Below are 18,455 nucleotides of genomic sequence, written 5' to 3'. Positions count from 1 at the left end.
GACAGCCACCCGGGCAATTCACCACGGCGAAAGCTTCGCGAGCGAAACCGGCACGGTGATGCCACCCATTTACGCCACATCGACGTTTGAGCATGGCAACCCAGGCGGATTCGATTACACCCGCTCGGGCAACCCCAACTTCCGCATTCTTGAAGGGGTGCTGGCCTCAGTGGAAGCCTGCAGCCATGCCACGGTATTTGGCTCGGGGGTGAGCGCGATCACCGCGATTGCCTCCACCCTCAGCCAAGGGGATCTGGTGCTTTGCGAAGAGAACCTCTACGGCTGCACAGTGCGCTTATTCGAGCAGGTTTTTAGTCGTTTTGGTGTACAAACAGCCTGGCTGGATTTCACCAATCCATCAGCTGTTGATGCCATTGCAGTTCAAAAACCCGCAATGATCTGGCTGGAGAGTCCAACCAATCCCCTACTCAAAGTGATCGATCTAGCGGCCGTCTGTGATGCCGCTGCAGCAGAGAAAATCCCAGTCGTCGTCGACAACACTTTTGCCACAGCCCTACTGCAACGACCACTGCAGCTGGGCGCCACCCTCTCACTCACCAGCACCACCAAATACATCAATGGCCATTCCGATGCCCTTGGCGGTGTGGTTTGCAGCGACGACCAGCAATGGCAGCAAAAAATGGTGTTCGCGCAAAAGGCCTTGGGCTTACAACCCTCCCCATTTGACGCCTGGTTGATTACTCGCGGCATCAAAACCCTGCCACTCAGGCTCGAACGCCAAATCGCTAATGCTGCCGCCATCGCCGATCAACTGGCCGGCCATCCCCGCATGCACTGGGTGCGCTATCCATTCCGTTCAGACCATCCCCAGCAGGCTTTAGCCCTCAAGCAGATGAGCGCGGGTGGTGCAATTGTCACGGTCAGTCTCGACGCTGACCAAAGCCAGACTTACGCCTTCTGCAAGAGCCTGCGCTATTTCACGATGGCCGAAAGCCTGGGCGGTGTTGAAAGCCTCGTTTGTCATCCCGCCACCATGACCCATGCCTCAGTCGATCCAGATGTCAAGCGAAAACTTGGCATCGATGATGGTCTGGTGCGCTTCTCCGTGGGCTGCGAAGACCTCGCTGATCTCAGCGCCGACTTGAATCAGGCCCTCAAACAGCTGTAGTGAGCCCACGCGACCTACTACAGGATCCCTGCTGGCACGCTGATGACCTCGGCAAAGCTCTACCAGATAGTCCCCATGCAGTTTCGGTAGCCCTACCCCGCTGGCAAGACGTCGTTGCCTATGAGGAGAAAGACCCTGCTTGTCTCAAGGCCCTGCAGGCCATCTACCCCCGTTTCGGGTTCCATCCACTGGTGGCAGAGATCGCCCAAAAAGCACGAGAGGAGCATGGCTGTGCAGATGGCAGCGCCTGGCCCTATCCCACTGCTGCAGCCGCTGAGCGAGCCAGGTGTCATTGCCAGCGCAGTGAGCCGATGGCAAAAACAAGCATCAAAACCGTACTGGGCCTGCCATGTTTGCTCACCGATGCAAAAGGCTGCAGCGCTGCAAAGGCCTTCTGGCAACACAGCGGCCTTGGTGCCTCCTCACGTCAGGCTGCTAAGGCACTCGAGCGCGAACCAACTCCCTCACTGCAAGCCAGCGCGGACGCCCAGACGTTGCTAAAACAACGACTCGCAAAGATCTATGGCTGCGACCCAGAGCTCGTGCAGCTCCATCCCTCCGGGATGGCTGCTCTCACCAAAGCCCTGGAAGCGATCACAGCGTTACGCCCAGGCAAACCATGCTTGCAACTTGGCTTCCCCTATGTGGATGTGCTCAAGCTGCCTGAGGTGGTGTTTGAAGGTTGCGACCTTCTACTGACAACAGAGCTGAACCGATTGGCCGTGGAGTTCGATCGCAGACAACCAGCCGCTGTCATCGTTGAGCTACCCAGCAACCCCATGCTGCAGTGTGTCGATCTGCCAGCCGTAGCCCGCCTGGCACAGGCGCGTGGTATTCCCGTGATCGCTGATGACACCATCGGCTCACCACTCAATATTGACGCCCTGCCCCATGCAGACCTGGTGTTTAGCTCCCTCACCAAAAGCTTCGCCGGCCGTGGCGACATCCTGGCGGGTTCTCTCGTCGTAAGCCCTAGCTCCCGCTGGCGAGAGGAACTGTCCAGAGAGCTCTCGACTGCCCTTGCTCCCCTCGGGGATGCTGATGCCATCGCCTTAGAACAAGCCAGCAGAGATGTAGCCCAGCGGCTGCCGCAGCTCAACAACGCCTGCCAAATATTGGCAGACAAACTGAAAAGCCATCCCGCTGTTACTCGCGTCCACCATCCAGGCCAATGCGCCAACTTCCAAGCCCTGATGCGCCCTGGCGCCGGTCACGGCTGCTTGCTCTCTTTTGAGCTATTGGGGGGCGTAACACAAGCCAAACGGGTATATGACGCCCTGCAGGTCTGCAAAGGTCCAAGCCTCGGCACAAGCTTCACGCTGGTGTGCCCCTATGTACTGCTCGCCCATTACAACGAACTGAGCTGGGCAGAATCCTGTGGAGTGCCGAGCCATCTGTTGCGTGTATCCGTAGGACTTGAAGATCCAGATAGCCTTTGGCACCGCTTTGAGATGGCCTTAAAGGCCTAACCGTAAGCAACCCATCACATGGTCGTCACAACAGATCATCGTCCTTACCAATAGAGCCAAATTCCAGCTAATGATGTGGTCGATTCATACGCACGCATGTCCCGCATTTACGAAGACAACAGCCAGGCAATCGGCAACACTCCGCTGGTCAAACTGCACGCCGTCAGCAAAAACGCCAAGGCAACTGTTCTCGCAAAGATTGAAGGCCGCAATCCCGCCTACAGCGTGAAATGCCGCATTGGCGCCAACATGATCTGGGATGCCGAAAAGCGCGGCTTACTGAGCAAAGAGCGCACGATCATTGAGCCCACTTCTGGCAACACCGGCATCGCTCTGGCCTTCACAGCAGCAGCCCGCGGCTACAAACTGATCCTCACCATGCCCGAATCAATGTCGCTAGAACGGCGGCGGGTGATGGCAGTGCTTGGTGCAGAACTCATTCTCACAGAAGCCGCCAAGGGGATGCCAGGCGCCATTGCCAAGGCAAAAGAGATCGCCGAAAGCGATCCCAAGAAATACTTCATGCCCGGTCAGTTTGAGAATCCGGCCAATCCCGACATCCACAGCAAAACAACCGGTCCAGAAATCTGGAACGACTGTGATGGCGCCATTGATGTACTCGTATCTGGCGTAGGCACTGGCGGCACGATCACCGGTGTCTCCCGCTACATCAAGCAGGAGAAAGGTAAAGCCATCCTTTCTGTGGCCGTCGAACCAACCCATAGCCCGGTCATTAGCCAAACCCTCAACGGGGAAGAGGTCAAACCTGGTCCACACAAAATCCAGGGCATTGGCGCCGGCTTCATTCCCAAAAACCTCGATCTTTCTTTAGTGGATCGTGTTGAGCAGGTCAGCAATGATGAATCCATCGCCATGGCCCTGCGCTTGGCAGATGAAGAAGGTCTACTGGTCGGCATCTCCAGTGGTGCCGCAGTTGCAGCGGCTATTCGTCTGGCAGAACAACCCGAATTTGCGGGCAAAACCATTGTGGTGGTGCTGCCAGATATGGCCGAGCGTTATCTCTCCTCAGTGATGTTTGAGAGTGTGCCCACAGGCATCATTCAGGACCCTGTCCCTGCCTAAATCGCCTCCACCTCGAACTGATCAACAGGGGCGGGCCGCCGGCAACACCGCCCCTGGATCAATCCACATCGCATCGCCATAAGAGAAAAAGCGATATTGGTGCTCAATGGCCTCTGAATAGAGCGCCAGCAGCCGTTCACGACCAACCATGGCACTCACCAACAGCAATAGAGAGCTTTTGGGTAAATGGAAGTTGGTGAGCAGTCCATCCACCACGGCAAAGCGATAACCCGGCTGAATCACCAAATCCACAGGCCCACAAAACGACTGCAGGAATCCCCCACCTGCCAAAGCCGCACCTTCAAGGGCCCTGACGCTGGTTGTTCCCACAGCAATCACCCGGCCTCCTCTTGCTCGACAAGCCATCACCGCCTCAACAACTTCATCGCGCACCTCCACCCACTCGCTGTGAAGCTGCAAATGCCTCAGATCCTCAGTGTCAACAGGTCGAAACGTGCCTAAGCCCACATGCAAGGTGACACTTGTCTGCATCACTCCCCGCTGCTTGAGAGCCTCCAATAACTCATCACTGAGATGAAGCCCAGCCGTTGGCGCCGCAACGGCGCCGGGGCGGGATGCATAACGGGTCTGATAACGCTCGCTATCACTTGGATCATGACGTTGGATATAAGGCGGTAATGGCACTTCGCCGTAGCGCTCAAGCAGCACCTCAATTTCATCGGCACTGGCGTAATGGCTCGGGAACTGCACAACCCGTCCGCCACTAGCGCTGTCTTTGCTAATCACCTGCAAAGCGATTGGATCCTCTCCCAGAGCCTCTAGCCAAACCTGATCACCTGGACGCAAACGCTTAGCCGGCCGACCCAAACACAGCCAGCGACCCTCATCACGCGGCTCAAGTACCAACAACTCAGCCAATCCACCACCTGATCGCCGCACCCGCAGCCGAGCCTTAAGAACGCGAGTGTCATTGATGACAAGCAGATCACCAGCTCGCAATTCCTCCTGCCAATCCCAAACCTCAGCATGTCGAGCGATGGGAGGCTTCATCCCAAATGGCTGCACAATCAAAAGCCGCGCCGCATGCCTTGGCTCCACAGGCAGCTGAGCTATGCGCTCAGGATCAAGCGGATAGTCATAAGAACTGAGCAGAGAATCTCTTGGGTCTAGAACCATTCGTTAGGGATTGCTTTATGAGTGACGTTCAAAAAACCGTTCAAAAAGTTCTGGGTTCACAAACCAGCAAGTTTTTGGTCCGTTCGTTATCCATATCCATTTTAATGCTCTCGTAAGGAAGAGCATCCACCAGAGCAGAGCGTCAGTTCAGCAGCCCTTGCAAAAGGGGTCGGAGCAAGCCAAAGCAAATCTCCTGGAAATCACTAGAGGTTTTCCATCTGCTCTGCTGTAGGCATGCAGCATCAACCTCATCGCACATTGCGGAACCAGGCACTTGATGCTATTCGGCTTAAAGTGAATAGGGCGAAAATGATTGATTTAAAGCTCGAAGTTTTCTCTCGCAAAAATCATGCAAAAGCCTGCCTCTGTTGGGACTAAGTAAAAACTTGTGTGATCCAAGATGCAATTCATGGGTGCATTCAACTATTTCTGGAGGATGACATCTGAATATCAATTCAAAATCATGATGTTGACAAAATTGATCTTTACCTATCATTCTAAGAAGAAATAATGTCTTGCCATTTCTTGCATCAGATCGCTTGTAGGAATAAGCCATCATGCTGAGCATTGCAAACTCGACTCTTTCCCCTCTACGCTAACTATTTAAAGGCAATACAGGGTTGAAAATGTTTGCATAGGAATGGGCATTAACAGGATCAATTGCAATGTCTGGCCAATTGCTCCTACTAATCCATTATTATTTAATAGCATACGATTAAGAGTGGCTAGAAACATGAATCTCTTCACCGCTTATTTTCTTTTCCTAATCACTGCATTCTTCCCTCTATCAATCAAATCACAGCCAAGTAAAGGTATCACCAATGGCTATGATTATTACTCTCCATGGAGTCCTGGGGATGCTGGGGTTCATGTTGACAAGGATGGCTATGTCTTTGATCCCTGCATGTCAAGATTTCCTGAAGATTGCGAAAAGGAACCCTACATAAATCTTGGCAAGTGGAAACGGATAAGTAATGAAGTCATGCAAACACCAAAAGGAACTTATTTCTGCAGGAATGATGCTCTGAAGAGGGACGCATCAACCAATGACCTATTCAGTTGCACAAAAGAGGGTTGGGTGAAGAAGATTTGCAAGCAAGGGAGATGTGTAATGGGTGGAATGGGAGATCTTTAATGCTTCCTTGAGTTTGTTGCTCTACTTCAACTCCATTCTGATGTTTAGACAACCTCAGCCGCCCATCCAACCGCCAGCTCCCTTCTCATAATCGATGCATGGCACGTGCAGTTGAGCTGCCCTCATTTGAGCCTCAGGCCTACTGCGGGAGTGAATAGATAGCAGCAATGCGATGAAGTTATTCCAAAAGCCCTCTACGCCCTCTCTCAAGCTGAAACACCAGGGCGTGGAGAAAGGTTGTCAACCCAAACGACATTGCTGATCAACTACCCCGCCAGGTAATAACGCACCACGCAAAAGACTCGGCTGTAGTCGCCAGACAGGGCCTTAAACAAATAGACCGCCCGCTGATTGAGAAGCGTCTGATCGAGCCAATCGCGAGTGATCACCAGCGCCATCACCACAGTGGTGGTGCGCTCCGGATGAAGCTCTTCCTGCTCCACGACATAATCACAAAAAGGATCAATCACCGAACTAAAGGGACTCTCCAAAAGGCGAAGTTCGAGTTCACCGGGATGATCGCCAACAAGTCTTTCCCAAGCGGTACGGATTGCGTCTGGATCATCATCGTCGCCGAGCACAAAGACAGCCGTCACGGAATCAGCAATGGAACATCCATAACGCAACGCTTCCATGGAGGCACGCCACAAACCAGGGATCCAAACGATGCAGTGGTTACCCAAAGGAGGTTTGCGAGGCTCCACCTGCAATGGGCCGAAGTCAGGCTCCAAAGCAAGGGCTGCATACGCCTTGCGATAGCGGCGTCGAATCTGCGCCAGACCCCATACCAATGCAGGGATGGCAATCACCACAGTCCAGGCACCCTCCTGGAATTTGCTCACCACAATCACTACAAGCACCACAAAAGTGGTGCCTGCACCAAGAGCATTCATCAACAGTCGGCCCTGCCAACCATTCCCCCGCAACCGCCACCAACGACGGACCAATCCCAACTGAGAAAGGGTGAAGGCAGTGAAGACACCCAGGGCATAAAGGTTCACGGCAACAGTGGTATCGCCGTGGCAGATCACGATGATCAGCGCCGTGACCACCAAAAGAACGCCAATACCGTTCTGATAAACCAAGCGATCACCAATCCAGCTCAACTGCCGTGGCAGGCAATGATCTTCTGCCAACATCGCCGCTAAACGAGGAAAACCCGCAAAGGCGGTGTTGGCCGCCAACACAAGGATCAAGAGAGTGGAAAGCTGCAGGGCCCAAAGCAGAACACTGCCCGAACCAAAAGCCCGCGAGCCGATCTGAGCCAACACAGTGACCCGATCATTCGGAGCGATGCCATACATATACCCCAGCCCACTAACCGCCATAAACATGGCGGCTAGCAACACACCCATCACCAACAACGTGCGACGGGCATTGACCACCGCAGGTTCTTGAAAAACCTTCACGCCATTGGCAATGGACTCAATACCAGTCATCGCTGAACAACCTGAACTGAAGGCCCGCAGGATCAAAAACCACCCCAGCGGCTGAACGGCTTGAACAGCTGAGGGCATATCCGGCACGAAGCCATGCTCAAAAATCAGATCCTTCAAGCCTGCAAGGATCAACAGAGCCACCATCACCACAAAGGCATAGGTAGGCAAAGAGAAAAGCCGTCCAGTCTCCTTGAGGCCCCGCAGATTGGCCCAGCCGATCAACGCCAACAAAAGCAAGGCAAGCGAAACCTCGTGATCGAGCATCGATGGCACCAGGGATGAGAGGGCCTGAGTGCCTGCCATCAGGCTCACCCCCGCGGTAAGGGTGTAATCGATTAGCAATGCCGCAGCTGCGATCAAACCAACGTTGCGGCCAAGGTTGTCGCGTGCCACGACGTAGGAGCCGCCCCCTTTCGGATAAGCCTCAATCGCCTGGCGGTAGGAGAGCACAACGATGGCAACCAGAGCAATAATCGCCAGGGTGATCGGCACAGAAAGGCGAAGGGCACCGCTGCCGCCAAGAATCAGAACACCAAGTGCGGCTTCAGTGGCATAAGCCACTGACGACAAAGCGTCCGACGAGAGGATCGGCAGAGCCTGAACACTGGGCAGACGCTCATCGTCAGCCTTATTGCGGAGGAGTGGATGCCCCAGAAGTTTCTGGAAAAAGCTCAAGTCGTCTTGGAATCGTTTTCTTCAGGATGCACACAAGGAAGCAAACGGCACTTTCACAGGTCTATGACGTAACACCGAGAACTAAAGAGCTTGCACGGCTGGCGTACTACAACTAGAAGAACCAACAGAACGGTCTGAAGCGATGAAACCCCTTTCCTTTCCCATCCTTGGAGGTGCATTGCTGGGCTCGCTGTCGGTCTTGCTGGCTTCATGTGATGTCTCCGGAATCACGGGTAATGCATCAAGTTTCTCCGGGAGGGTTTCCGTATTAGGGAAGCCCGTCAGTGAAGCCAAGGTTTTGCTCTGGCAGTCTTCCGCCAAGGATGGAGCAAAGAAGATCGTTGAGACCAAAACCTCTAAGGATGGGGCGTTCAAATTGGCCATACCCCGCAATAAGGATAAGGTCACTTATTTAATTTCCGAAGGAGGAAGTATCGATGGGCAAGACGCTGGCAACTTGAAAATGCTCAGTGTTCTTGACTCCAATTCCAACAAGTCTGTCGTCATCAACGAACTGACATCCGTGGGATCAGTGTGGCCCAATGCTCAACTGATCAACGGAAATAAGATCAGAGGTAGCAAAACAGCTTTAGCCATTGGTTCTGGACATGTGAGTCACCTAGTCAATACAAACACCGGCAAATATGGCAAAACACTTCTGAGCGGCTTAAACTTACCCAATTCCGAGACGATGGTTCGTCTCAACGTTCTTTCCAACCTATTGGCCCTTTGTGGCAATAGCAATACAGCCGATGGCTGTAGTCAGTTCCTAAATCTAACCAATTCAGATAACAGCCTCAACGCACTGATTTCTATCGCCAAAGCACCGTGGGCAAAAGCCAGTGAGCTCTACAAACTGTTCACTCAGCAATATCCACTCAACAAAGCACAACAACTTCGAGAAAGCGCAACCCTTCCCTACCTCTTATTTGAACCAGAGAGCTTTTCACTCTCTATCCGTCTAGAGGGTGGCGGCACCATGGCACTCGGAAAAATGATGTTTGACGACAAAGCCAATATGTGGAGTGGTGCCAACTGGATGCCTGGTTCCCAGTCTGGTGTCATCAACTCCATCGGAGGAGGTCTCACCAAGTTCAACGCCAGCGGAGAAGCCTTATCTCCCTCTCCCCAGGGGTATAACGGACAGGGCCTGAATGGTGTGGGCTGGGGAACAGGGATCTCGAAAAATTATGCCTGGGTAGGCACCTTTAACAACAAGATTGGGGTCTTTGATCTTGAAGACGGCAAACCACTTGGCCCCGCAACTGTTAATGGCGAGATCGGCGAACTGCAGGCAGTAACAACCGCAGCGAATGGAGATGTATGGATTGCAGATAACACCAAGGATCACATAATTCGCTTCCCCGATGGTGACTATAAGAATGGCGAGCGACTAACAATTAAAGGATTACAAGCTCCTTTCGGTGTTGCCGTGGACCAACAGAATAGGGTCTGGGTAACAAGCAGTTACAACAATAAACTCACCATCTTCCCTGCAGAAAACCCTCAGGCAGTGAAAACAATTGATATAGCCTTAGGAGCAAGAGGTGTAGCAATCGATTCCAAAGGCAATGCTTGGGTCGCCCAGCAAACTGATTCAGCAAACCTAGTTTTACCACCTGGGGTCAGCAAGGCGCCTCCACGCCCAACAACAATCATGCAGGAATTCATGCAAGGTCTTGAATATGCGAAAGCAAATCCGCAGCAAACTAGCTCTGGAATGGTTGCGCTGATCTCCCCTGACTTAAAGATGATTAAATCAGACATTGCGAAAGGAGATGTCTATGTTCCCTGGGGGGTAAGCATCGATGGCAATGACAATGTATGGGTTGCAAATCTTTTTGGCAGCAGTTTAATACATATCTGCGGAACCAATACATCAAATTGTCCAGACGGGAAAACGACAGGTGATGTGATTCATGATTATCAGAGTGGTGTTATTCAGATGACCACCGATGTGATTGTCGATGATGCCGGCAATATCTGGAGTGCGAACAACTGGTACGACGAAAATGCCGCCATCAACAAAAGTTCTTTGGGTCGAATATCGACTTTTGCTGGTGGTCAAGGATTCGTGGTGACCTACGGGGTCGCCGGCCCGGTCAAGAACCCTCTACTTGGTGTGGTTAGGCGTCCTGAATAAAATCAAGGCCGCTCGCCATCACTTTTTGGCGAGCGGCAAAAGATTGTCAAACCTGGATCTGAATCCTCTTCAGAGCGCCAAACTCTCTACCCGCGTCTCAATCAGCTCTGCCAGATCCTTGAGGAAGGCGGCCCCATGGGCACCATAGATCACGCGATGGTCGGCAGTGAGGTTGACCTGCATCTGGCGCTTGACCGCAATCGAGCCATCCTTTCCTGCTACCACAGAAGGCCGCGATGCAGCTACCGCCAAAATTGCGCCAGTGCCAGGGGGCAAGATTGCATCAAAGCGATCCACACCAAACATACCCAGATTGGAGAGTGTGAAAGTACCAGTGCTGTATTCCTCGGGTTGCAGCTGCTTGCTGCGTGAACGTTTCACAAGATCGGCCCACTGCCGCGACATCTCATAAAGATCAGTGCGATCAGCATTCTGCAAAACCGGTGTAATCAGACCGCCGTCGTCCATCGCCACTGCAACAGCAACATTCACCTGCTCTGGATACACCATCCCAGCGGTGCTGTAGGCAGCATTCACCTGTGGATGACGCGCCAAAGTCAAGGCCACGGCTTTGGCCAGAAGGGCTGTCATCGTGACGCCCTTAGGCTTCACCTGCTTGTAAAAAGCATCCAACTGATCAGTCGTGATCGTGTAGCCAACCCTGAAGCAGGGAAAGGCCAAACTGGCCTCCATATTGCGGTTAACTGCCTGTTGAAGGTTGTTGAAGGCTGCGGTTTCTCCCGGGGCCCCAAAGCTCTGACCTGCAGGAGATGACACTGCATGAGCAACGCCTGCAGAAGTTGCATGCGCCGTTGCGAAAGAAGCGTTTCCTTCAGCAACCTGTGGAACACTGATCGGCTGACCTGCAGCCAGCTGCACGTCTTCAGCCTGGATACGGCCATGGGGGCCACTGCCCCTCAACTTGGCCAGATCCACACCCATCTGCGCAGCAAGTTTTTTCGCTCGCGGTGAAGCAACAATGCGCCCATTGCTCTCCGCAGCCACGCGGGCAGTCGGCGACGGGACAGCAGCAGCAGCCTTCGCCGCGACTGGCGCTGGTGGCACTACTGGGGCTGGGACTGGCGCCGGATCATCCGCAACTGCTGACGCCGCAGAAACAGACGCTGGCGCTGCAGGAGCCTTGGCCTGAACAGCCGCGATTTCGGCCTCAGTTTCAACAATTAAACCAATCGTTTCGCCAACTGGAGCCGAACGACCAGCAGGCATCAATACCGCAGCCAAGTAGCCATCCTGAAATGACTCCACATCCATATCCGCCTTATCTGACTCCACCACAAGCACCGACTCACCACGTCCAACCTTGTCGCCAGGTTGCTTAAGCCACTCAATGATCTTGCCCTCCGTCATCGTGGAGCTCAGAGCAGGCATAAAAATGTCGTGTGTCGCCAAAACCGACTCCAGATGGGCTGACTAAGGAAATTTAAAAGACCATTTAATCGATCAGAAGGCCTACAAGATCAAACCTCCTCGATCGCTTGCACGACACCATCGCGTACAACCACAGACACCTGCATCTTCTTCACGAGGTTGTCGCCCACACTCAGGTCACAAAAGCTTTCAATCTGGCCCTGCTCAACAATCTGCTCCATCTCTAGTTCGCGCACCTGCGCCTGCTGCTGAAGCAAGTTTCGCTTCTGTTCTTCCAGTTCACTGCGCTTGCCAGCCACCTGTTGCTGCACTTGTGCAACCTGCTCCTGCACACGAGGGTCGAGGGGATTGGCACTCTGGCGACGGACCTCATCAACCACCTGCTGACCTTCCTGCTCCAACTGGGCCAACTGTTGATCGGTGGTTGCAATGGCGTTGCTGAGCTCACGCTCAGCCTCCTCCTTCCAGTCTGGTGTAACCACCGCGCGCACAGTAATCGAGCGCTTAATCGACAGGGTCGTGCCTTCGGACATGAAAGTGATGAGTAATGGCTAAGGGTCTCAGCCTGTGACCATGAGGTCAACTGCCGGCTGAAAACGAAATCAACAGCGACCATAAAGGGCCGCAATCAATGCCCCATCTCGGAGCGTGATCCGATCGCGCCGCTGCTTGAGAGTCTGAGTCAGCAAACCGTTCTCGATCGTGAACGCCTCGACCAGGGCGACACCCGCCAACCGTTCATCCATCCGAGACCCTGAGCGCTGAGCCAGCAATCGATTGAGTTCGCCGCGCAGCAAGCGCCGCAACCCCTCATCCCCAGGAGATCCACTCAAGCCGGTCTGCATAGATAATCCCTGATCCTCTGCCCAAGCCAGCATTTCCTCCTCCCTAGGCACCACCAGTGCAGCAAGCTGCCGCTCGTCCTGGCCCACAAGCATCACCTGTTCCAACAGTGGACTCGCAACCAATGCCGCCTCCAGCGGACCAGGCTCGATGTTCTCGCCACTGCTGAGCACGATCGTGTCTTTAGCGCGACCAGTCAGAACCAAGGAGCCATCGGGCAACAGCATTCCCAGATCACCGGTATCGAACCACCCCTGCCCATCAAGCACCTTGGCTGTCGCCTCTGGTTTCCTCAAGTAACCAGCCATCACTTGAGGACCCCGCACCAACACACGGCCACGTTGACGGAACATCAAGGCCGCGCCGCTTTCAGGGTCAACGATCCGAAACTCAGTATCAGGCAGAGGTGGCCCAGAACTGCCACGAATGTTGCGCCAAGGCCTTCGGCAACTGACGACTGGGCTTGTCTCAGTGAGGCCGTAGCCCACCAGCAGCTCCACCCCGACCGCCTCAAAGAAGGCATCCACATGTGGTGCAATCGCTCCACCACCATTAATGGGGAAACGTAGCTGCCCCCCACAGAGCTGATTCAACACCTTTGGCCAGAGCAAAGCGGCCGCCAGACCATGCAAAGGCCAACGCAGCGTTGCCTCCAACAAAGCCAGCGTGCGGCTGGTCAACGGCACCGGCTCAAGAAGCAGGTTACGAGACCTACGCCAAGCCTTTCGTTGCGAACCACTGTTGGCGAGGGCCACCCGCAGCAAGCGTTGCCGACCAGTTGGCATACCCTTCACCGCTTCATCAAAGCCCGCCTGAATCGCCTCCCAAAGCCGCGGCACCGTCGCCATCACGATCGGTCTGACCCGCGGCAGATCCCGCTTCAATTGCTTGATCGTGGTGTAGCTCTGAGTACATGCACACGAAAAGAAGTAATACTCCGCGCTGCGTTCGTAGGCATGCCAAATCGGCAACACACTCAACACCGGTGCACCCGGTGAGGGGAAAGCCACACAAGCCAAACACCTCATCTGATGGAGAAGGTTGGCGTGGCTAAGGGGCACACCCTTTGGCTGCCCTGTTGTTCCAGAGGTGTAGAGAATCGTGGCCGTCACAGTTGCCGCTGAGCCGGAATCGCGATCCTTCAACGGATCCGGTGCAGGCTGCCCCGCTCCTGCCGCAAGCAGTGCCTGCCACCCCAGCACGCCATCGGCCGGCTCACCTTCAAGCTGTAAAACCAAGCGCAAGCGCCTACGTTGCTCATCGGTAAGAGCAAGCTTGTGCCACAACTCGGCGCTCTGTACCACCAGGGCAATAGCACTTGAATCCGCGAGGATGTAACGCAACTCTTCCAGTGGAGCAGTCGCTCCTCGCACCGCATTAGCAGCACCAGTGCGCATCAAACCCTGATCCGCAATCAACCAGCGGGGGCTGTTTTCAGCAAAAAACGCCACCACATCTCCAGCGCCGATGCCGAGATGGCTGAACGCAGCCGCGGCTAAGGCGATCTGCTCAGCAAGCTCGCTATAGCGAAAGCGTTCAGGATGAGTCGCGTGAGGAGCATCAACTGCCAGGATCTGGCCATGCTTCTGCGCCAACCAAGGCCAGATCTGATCAACGCGGCCCATCTTGGCAACATGACCCTGATGCGCCAATGCATCTTCTTCCTGTCGAGAAGGGCGCCAAATCGCCTTAGCTAGAGAACCCTCATTGTTGTCGTCTTTCACCCTGCTGCCTGCTGCTACCACATCTGTCATCTTCAATGCGAGCAGGGATAACAACGCTAATCATCGGACGCAGATGCCCCTGGCTTGGCCAGAGATTCTGGGATCTGCCAAACCAACCCAAAACGGTCACTCAGGCTCTGACGCATCAGAGGCTGCACCTCTGCCACCGTGAGCCCTGGGATCCATTGATTCAGCCGACCCACCGGATGACCCACCAGGCCGCAGGGGACAACAGCGGAAAAACCCTCAAGATCACAATCCACGTTGAGAGCCAATCCATGTTGAGTAATCCAGCGACGACACCCCACACCAATCGCAGCCACCTTGCGACCTTCCAGCCATAGCCCGGTGAGCCCGTGCAAGCGCTCACCGGCCAATCCCAAAACAGCCAAAACATCAATCAATACCTGCTCAAGCTGACGCAAATACCAATGCAGATCAGTTTGATGGCGCCGAAGATCCAACACCGGATAGGCCACCAACTGCCCAGGTAAATGGTGAGTCACCTCACCACCACGATCAATGCGATGCAACGCAGCCGGCGGATTGTTGGTATCAAAGAGCAGATTGGCCTCGCTTGCACCGCGACCGAGGGTGTAGCAAGACTGATGCTGCAACAGCCAAACCGCCTGCGGGGCAACGGGTTTAGCAAACAAGTGTTGCTGCCAATGCTGCTGCCAAATCCAAGCTATCTCGAAGGGCACTGGCTCAGTGCACTCAAAAAGAAAAGCAGATCGGGATGGTGCCGATGTAGAGGTAGTACCTAACTTGCCGATATCAATCGGCACCGGAGGGATGCCATGAAGCTGCTGATCCATGGACGCAATCTTGAACTAACACCTGCCCTACGCGAATACACACAATCAAAACTGGAGCGGGCGATTCAACACTTTGAAGACATGGTGAAGGAAGCTGATGTGCACCTTTCAGTCGCCCGGAACCCGAGCGTGCCTCAACAGACTGCCGAGGTCACCGTTTTTGCTAACGGCACCGTGATCCGCGCTCAAGAACGCAGTGAAAACCTTTACGCCAGCATTGATCTGGTAGCCAGCAAGCTCTGCCGTCAGCTACGCCGCTACAAGGAACGCCACAGCGATCACCATCACAGCCCCGGGCATCGAGCCTCTTCAACGCCAACCACCGAAGCGGTGATCGATGAAGCACCTATCGACGGTTCACTACTCGACGGCAAGGAGGCCCACCTCCCCAGCCCAGGCGTTAGGCGCAAATACTTCGCCATGCCGCCAATGACCGTCGAACAAGCCAGGCATCAATTAGACCTGATCGACCACGACTTCTACCTGTTCCGCGAACAAGAAAGCGGCCAATTGCAGGTGATCTACCGACGTAACCATGGCGGCTACGGGGTCATACAGGCTCGAGATTAAGCCTGGCAATCTTGATGCCTGGACCCTCCCAGCAGCGTGAATTACCGGATCTAGCACCACTGATCAATCAGGCACTGCTCGATCCCCACATTGATCAAGAGGTCCTGCAGCAGGCCTGTGATGCAGCACGCCACTTCGGCTTTTCAGGTTTATGCACCAACCTCAATCGCCTGCAGGCGGCTCGCGAACGACTCGGTCCTCCAAGTCCAACGCGGCTGATTGCCGTGATCGCTTTTCCCTTCGGTGCCATACCAAGCACGCTCAAACAAGCCGAAGCGGAATGGGCCGCCGATCATGGAGCTGAAGAGCTCGATGTGGTTCCAGATTTCTGGGCCCTCAGCCACGGCCGAGCAGAACTCTTTGCCGAAGAACTCGCTGAGATCTGTGCACTAGGGCTGCCTGTACACGTCATCCTCAACATGGCCCGCCTACCGGCGGATATCCTCAGCCTGGCAGTCGACGCAGCAATCGATGCTGACGTCAGCGGGCTTCAAAGTGGTAATGGGTTCGGCCCAGCAGTAACGGCAGCTGATGTTCGTCTGCTTTCAAACCTGGCTCGAGGTCGTTGCGGAATCAAAGCTGCCGGAGGGTTACACACTCTCGAGCAAGCCCTCGACATGGTGGAAGCTGGCGCAACCCGTCTTGGCACCAGCCAAGGCCCAGCGCTTATGCAGGCACTACGCCGCGGCCAAACGTGAGTGGAGAACGACGCCTCAACGGCCTCTCTTTGAAGGTGGGACCGCTGGGTGAACATGATCGACTTCTCACTCTGCTCAGCGATCAAGAAGGAGTGACCCGCCTTGCCGTACCTGGGGCGCGACGACCACGCAGCAGCCTTGCGGCAGCAGTGCCACTCAGCTTGCTCGAGCTGCAAGTCGGAGGACGCAGGGGGCTATCAAGGGTGCGGCAACTCAAGGTATTGCGCAGCTTTAACAGTGTGGGGAAGCAGCTAGAAACACTGGCGGCTGCCCAGGCTCTTGCAGAACTCAGCCTGATGTTGGTAGGCGGAAACGATCCTCTCCCTGGCCTGCTCAACACACTGCTGATGCATCTCGAACGACTCGAGGCCCTCAGCCAAGCCCATCCAGCGCAGCCAAACACCACCCTGGCCTGCAGCGTTCAAGCTTGCGTGCATTTGCTTGCTCTAGGCGGCTATGGCCTGCCAGTACAGGAATGCTGTCGCAACGGCACAGCGCTGGAGCCACCGCTGGGCCAATGGGAATGGCGCTGCAGTTTGATGCCTGAAGAGGGTTTTGCAATCGGCGCCCTACCAGGCGCAGCAATTCAACTGAATCCCTCAGAGCTAGCCCTATTGCAGCGGCTGCTTCGCCCTGCCCTGCCCATGCGACGCGATGGCGAGTTGATGGGTCCTATAGAGGTATGGCTGCGGTTGCTCGCGGTGGTCGAGTGCTGGATCCGCACCCATCTGCCACACCACATGCGCGCTCTAGGGATGTTGCGCGAGGCAATCATCAGCTCAGACGATGGGCGATCATAACCGCGGCACCACAAGCATCTTGAGCGGTCCAACTCTAAACAGCCCCGAACCGGCCCTACCGACCGGCTCTAATCCAGAAGGACGCCGCGGGCTTCAAGCGGTGATCAAGCTGGATGGATTTCGCCGGCTGTGGATCGGTCAGATCTTCTCCCAACTGGCGGACAAGTTCTACATCGTTTTGATGGTGTACCTGATTGCCCAGTACTGGGTAAGCAGTAATGGGCAAAGCAACGAAGCCCTTGCCGAGGTAGCGGCGGCGATTCGGATGGATTTCGAAACCCGCGCCCAAAGAATCACCCTGCTAGCAACAGGAATTTATGTAGCCAACACCATCCCAGCCATGCTGCTGGGAACCGTTGCGGGTGTATGGGCTGATCGCTGGCCAAAACGTCGCGTGATGGTGGCCTCCAACGCGTTGCGTGCTCTGCTTGTGCTCTTGGCCCCAGTTTGTCTCCTGCCTGGTCCCCATTGGCTGGGTCTCAGCTGGGGCTACTGGGCACTGCTAGTGATGACCTTTCTCGAGTCAGTTCTCACTCAATTCTTCGCGCCAGCCGAGCAAGCAACCATCCCTCAACTGGTGCCCAAGGAACATCTCCTGGCTGCCAATTCCCTGTATCAAGCAACCAGCATGGGCGCCACGATTGTGGGTTTTGCCCTGGGTGATCCGATTCTGCGTCTACTCAAACAAGCCTTCCTCTCCCTAGGACTGAATGGAGGGGAATTCTTGCTACTACCTTTCTGCTACGGCATGGCAGCGATCAGCCTGAGCACAATCCACATGCAGGAGCAGCCCCGCGACAACTCCACAGAAAGCGTCTGGAAGGAAATCGGCGATGGTCTGCAGGTGCTTCGTCAACAGCCTGCTGTTCGAGGGGCAATGCTCCACCTTGTTGTGATCTATAGCCTGCTAGCCGCCATGTACGTGCTGGCCATCACCTTGGCAGGTTCGATCAAAGGTTTGGGGCCAACTGGTTTCGGCATGATCTTGGCGATGAGTGGAATCGGGATGGCACTGGGGGCTGTGGTGATGGCCCAGGCCGGCCACCGCTTCAACCGCCGCAACTTGTGCGCAACCGGCCTGGGCACAATCGCCTGCACCCTTGTGCTACTGGGGGGGGTCCTTGGTTCTCTTGGACCGACTCTGTTGCTATGCGGCTTGCTGGGCGTGGGAGCAGCCCTTGTAGCGATTCCAGCCCAGACCACCATTCAAGAAGACACGCCAGAAGCACAGCGCGGCAAGGTGTTTGGTCTACAAAACAACCTCATCAACATCACGTTGAGTCTGCCTCTTGTGCTGGCTGGCGCTCTGGTCAGCAGCTATGGGCTAGTACCAGTGCTGTGGTTGCTTGCTGCACTTGCCCTATTAGCAGCTTTATTAGAACGCCCTTGGCAGCGCTGCTAGC

Annotated in this window: 15 protein-coding genes; 9 read left to right on the top strand and 6 right to left on the bottom strand. The window is 55.0% G+C overall.

All coding sequences use genetic code 11. The annotated features are described in order from the left end of the window. The 3 genes from EV12_RS00560 to cysK all read left to right on the top strand — a co-directional run. Positions 1-1,129 (top strand): trans-sulfuration enzyme family protein (locus EV12_RS00560; RefSeq protein WP_036910737.1); only part of this gene is annotated, 1,129 nt, incomplete at its 5' end. Then, a complete protein-coding gene (locus EV12_RS00555) occupies positions 1,129-2,598 on the top strand; it encodes a PLP-dependent transferase (RefSeq protein ID WP_036910736.1) in 1,470 nt (489 codons plus the stop codon). The genes EV12_RS00560 and EV12_RS00555, both read left to right, overlap by 1 nt. A gap of 96 nt (positions 2,599-2,694) precedes the next feature. Further along, complete coding sequence (cysK, locus tag EV12_RS00550) at positions 2,695-3,681, top strand: cysteine synthase A (protein WP_036910734.1); 987 nt, start codon at positions 2,695-2,697, stop codon at positions 3,679-3,681. A 21-nt stretch (positions 3,682-3,702) separates the two neighbouring features. Here the strand turns inward: cysK and queA are convergent, their stop codons facing one another. Then, positions 3,703-4,818, bottom strand: coding sequence for a tRNA preQ1(34) S-adenosylmethionine ribosyltransferase-isomerase QueA (gene queA / locus EV12_RS00545; RefSeq protein WP_036910732.1), 1,116 nt, complete (start codon positions 4,816-4,818; stop codon positions 3,703-3,705). Between the two features lie 733 nt (positions 4,819-5,551). Here queA and EV12_RS00540 point away from each other — a divergent pair. After that, positions 5,552-5,953, top strand: coding sequence for a hypothetical protein (locus tag EV12_RS00540; RefSeq protein WP_036910730.1), 402 nt, complete (start codon positions 5,552-5,554; stop codon positions 5,951-5,953). A gap of 266 nt (positions 5,954-6,219) precedes the next feature. Here EV12_RS00540 and EV12_RS00535 read toward each other — a convergent pair whose 3' ends face one another. Next, positions 6,220-8,067, bottom strand: a complete 1,848-nt coding sequence (locus EV12_RS00535; protein WP_036910728.1) for an APC family permease — start codon at positions 8,065-8,067, stop codon at positions 6,220-6,222. Between the two features lie 142 nt (positions 8,068-8,209). Between EV12_RS00535 and EV12_RS00530 the strand changes: the two genes are divergently transcribed. After that, a complete protein-coding gene (locus tag EV12_RS00530) occupies positions 8,210-10,210 on the top strand; it encodes a Vgb family protein (protein WP_036910726.1) in 2,001 nt (666 codons plus the stop codon). Positions 10,211-10,279: 69 nt separating this feature from the next. On the opposite strand, the gene EV12_RS00525 is transcribed toward EV12_RS00530, so the two are convergent. The 4 genes from EV12_RS00525 to lipB all read right to left on the bottom strand — a co-directional run bounded on the left by EV12_RS00525 (position 10,280) and on the right by lipB (position 14,954). After that, complete coding sequence (locus EV12_RS00525; protein WP_036910724.1) at positions 10,280-11,599, bottom strand: dihydrolipoamide acetyltransferase family protein; 1,320 nt, start codon at positions 11,597-11,599, stop codon at positions 10,280-10,282. Between the two features lie 89 nt (positions 11,600-11,688). Next, complete coding sequence (locus EV12_RS00520; protein WP_036910722.1) at positions 11,689-12,132, bottom strand: YlqD family protein; 444 nt, start codon at positions 12,130-12,132, stop codon at positions 11,689-11,691. A 69-nt stretch (positions 12,133-12,201) separates the two neighbouring features. Continuing rightward, a complete protein-coding gene (locus tag EV12_RS00515) occupies positions 12,202-14,196 on the bottom strand; it encodes an AMP-binding protein (protein ID WP_052039464.1) in 1,995 nt (664 codons plus the stop codon). A gap of 26 nt (positions 14,197-14,222) precedes the next feature. Beyond that, positions 14,223-14,954, bottom strand: coding sequence for a lipoyl(octanoyl) transferase LipB (gene lipB, locus EV12_RS00510; RefSeq protein WP_036910720.1), 732 nt, complete (start codon positions 14,952-14,954; stop codon positions 14,223-14,225). Between the two features lie 12 nt (positions 14,955-14,966). Between lipB and hpf the strand changes: the two genes are divergently transcribed. The 4 genes from hpf to EV12_RS00490 are packed head-to-tail and all read left to right on the top strand — an operon-like array spanning position 14,967 to position 18,454. Further along, positions 14,967-15,554: a ribosome hibernation-promoting factor, HPF/YfiA family gene (gene hpf / locus EV12_RS00505; protein WP_036910718.1), complete on the top strand. Its 588-nt coding sequence runs from the start codon at positions 14,967-14,969 to the stop codon at positions 15,552-15,554. Between the two features lie 14 nt (positions 15,555-15,568). Continuing rightward, positions 15,569-16,252: a deoxyribose-phosphate aldolase gene (gene deoC / locus EV12_RS00500; protein WP_036910716.1), complete on the top strand. Its 684-nt coding sequence runs from the start codon at positions 15,569-15,571 to the stop codon at positions 16,250-16,252. Then, the gene (gene recO, locus EV12_RS00495) at positions 16,249-17,052 is read left to right on the top strand and encodes a DNA repair protein RecO (RefSeq protein WP_036910714.1); all 804 of its coding nucleotides are present in this window, start codon (positions 16,249-16,251) and stop codon (positions 17,050-17,052) included. The genes deoC and recO overlap by 4 nt, the downstream gene beginning before the upstream one ends. Next, on the top strand, positions 17,039-18,454 hold the full coding sequence (locus EV12_RS00490; protein WP_036910712.1) for an MFS transporter: 1,416 nt from the start codon (positions 17,039-17,041) through the stop codon (positions 18,452-18,454). The genes recO and EV12_RS00490 overlap by 14 nt, the downstream gene beginning before the upstream one ends. Position 18,455: the final 1 nt, after the last annotated feature.

The organism is Prochlorococcus sp. MIT 0701 (assembly GCF_000760295.1).
Lineage (GTDB): Bacteria > Cyanobacteriota > Cyanobacteriia > PCC-6307 > Cyanobiaceae > Prochlorococcus.
The sequence above is the reverse complement of the archived record's forward strand: the minus strand, read 5'-3'. Positions and strand labels throughout refer to the sequence as shown.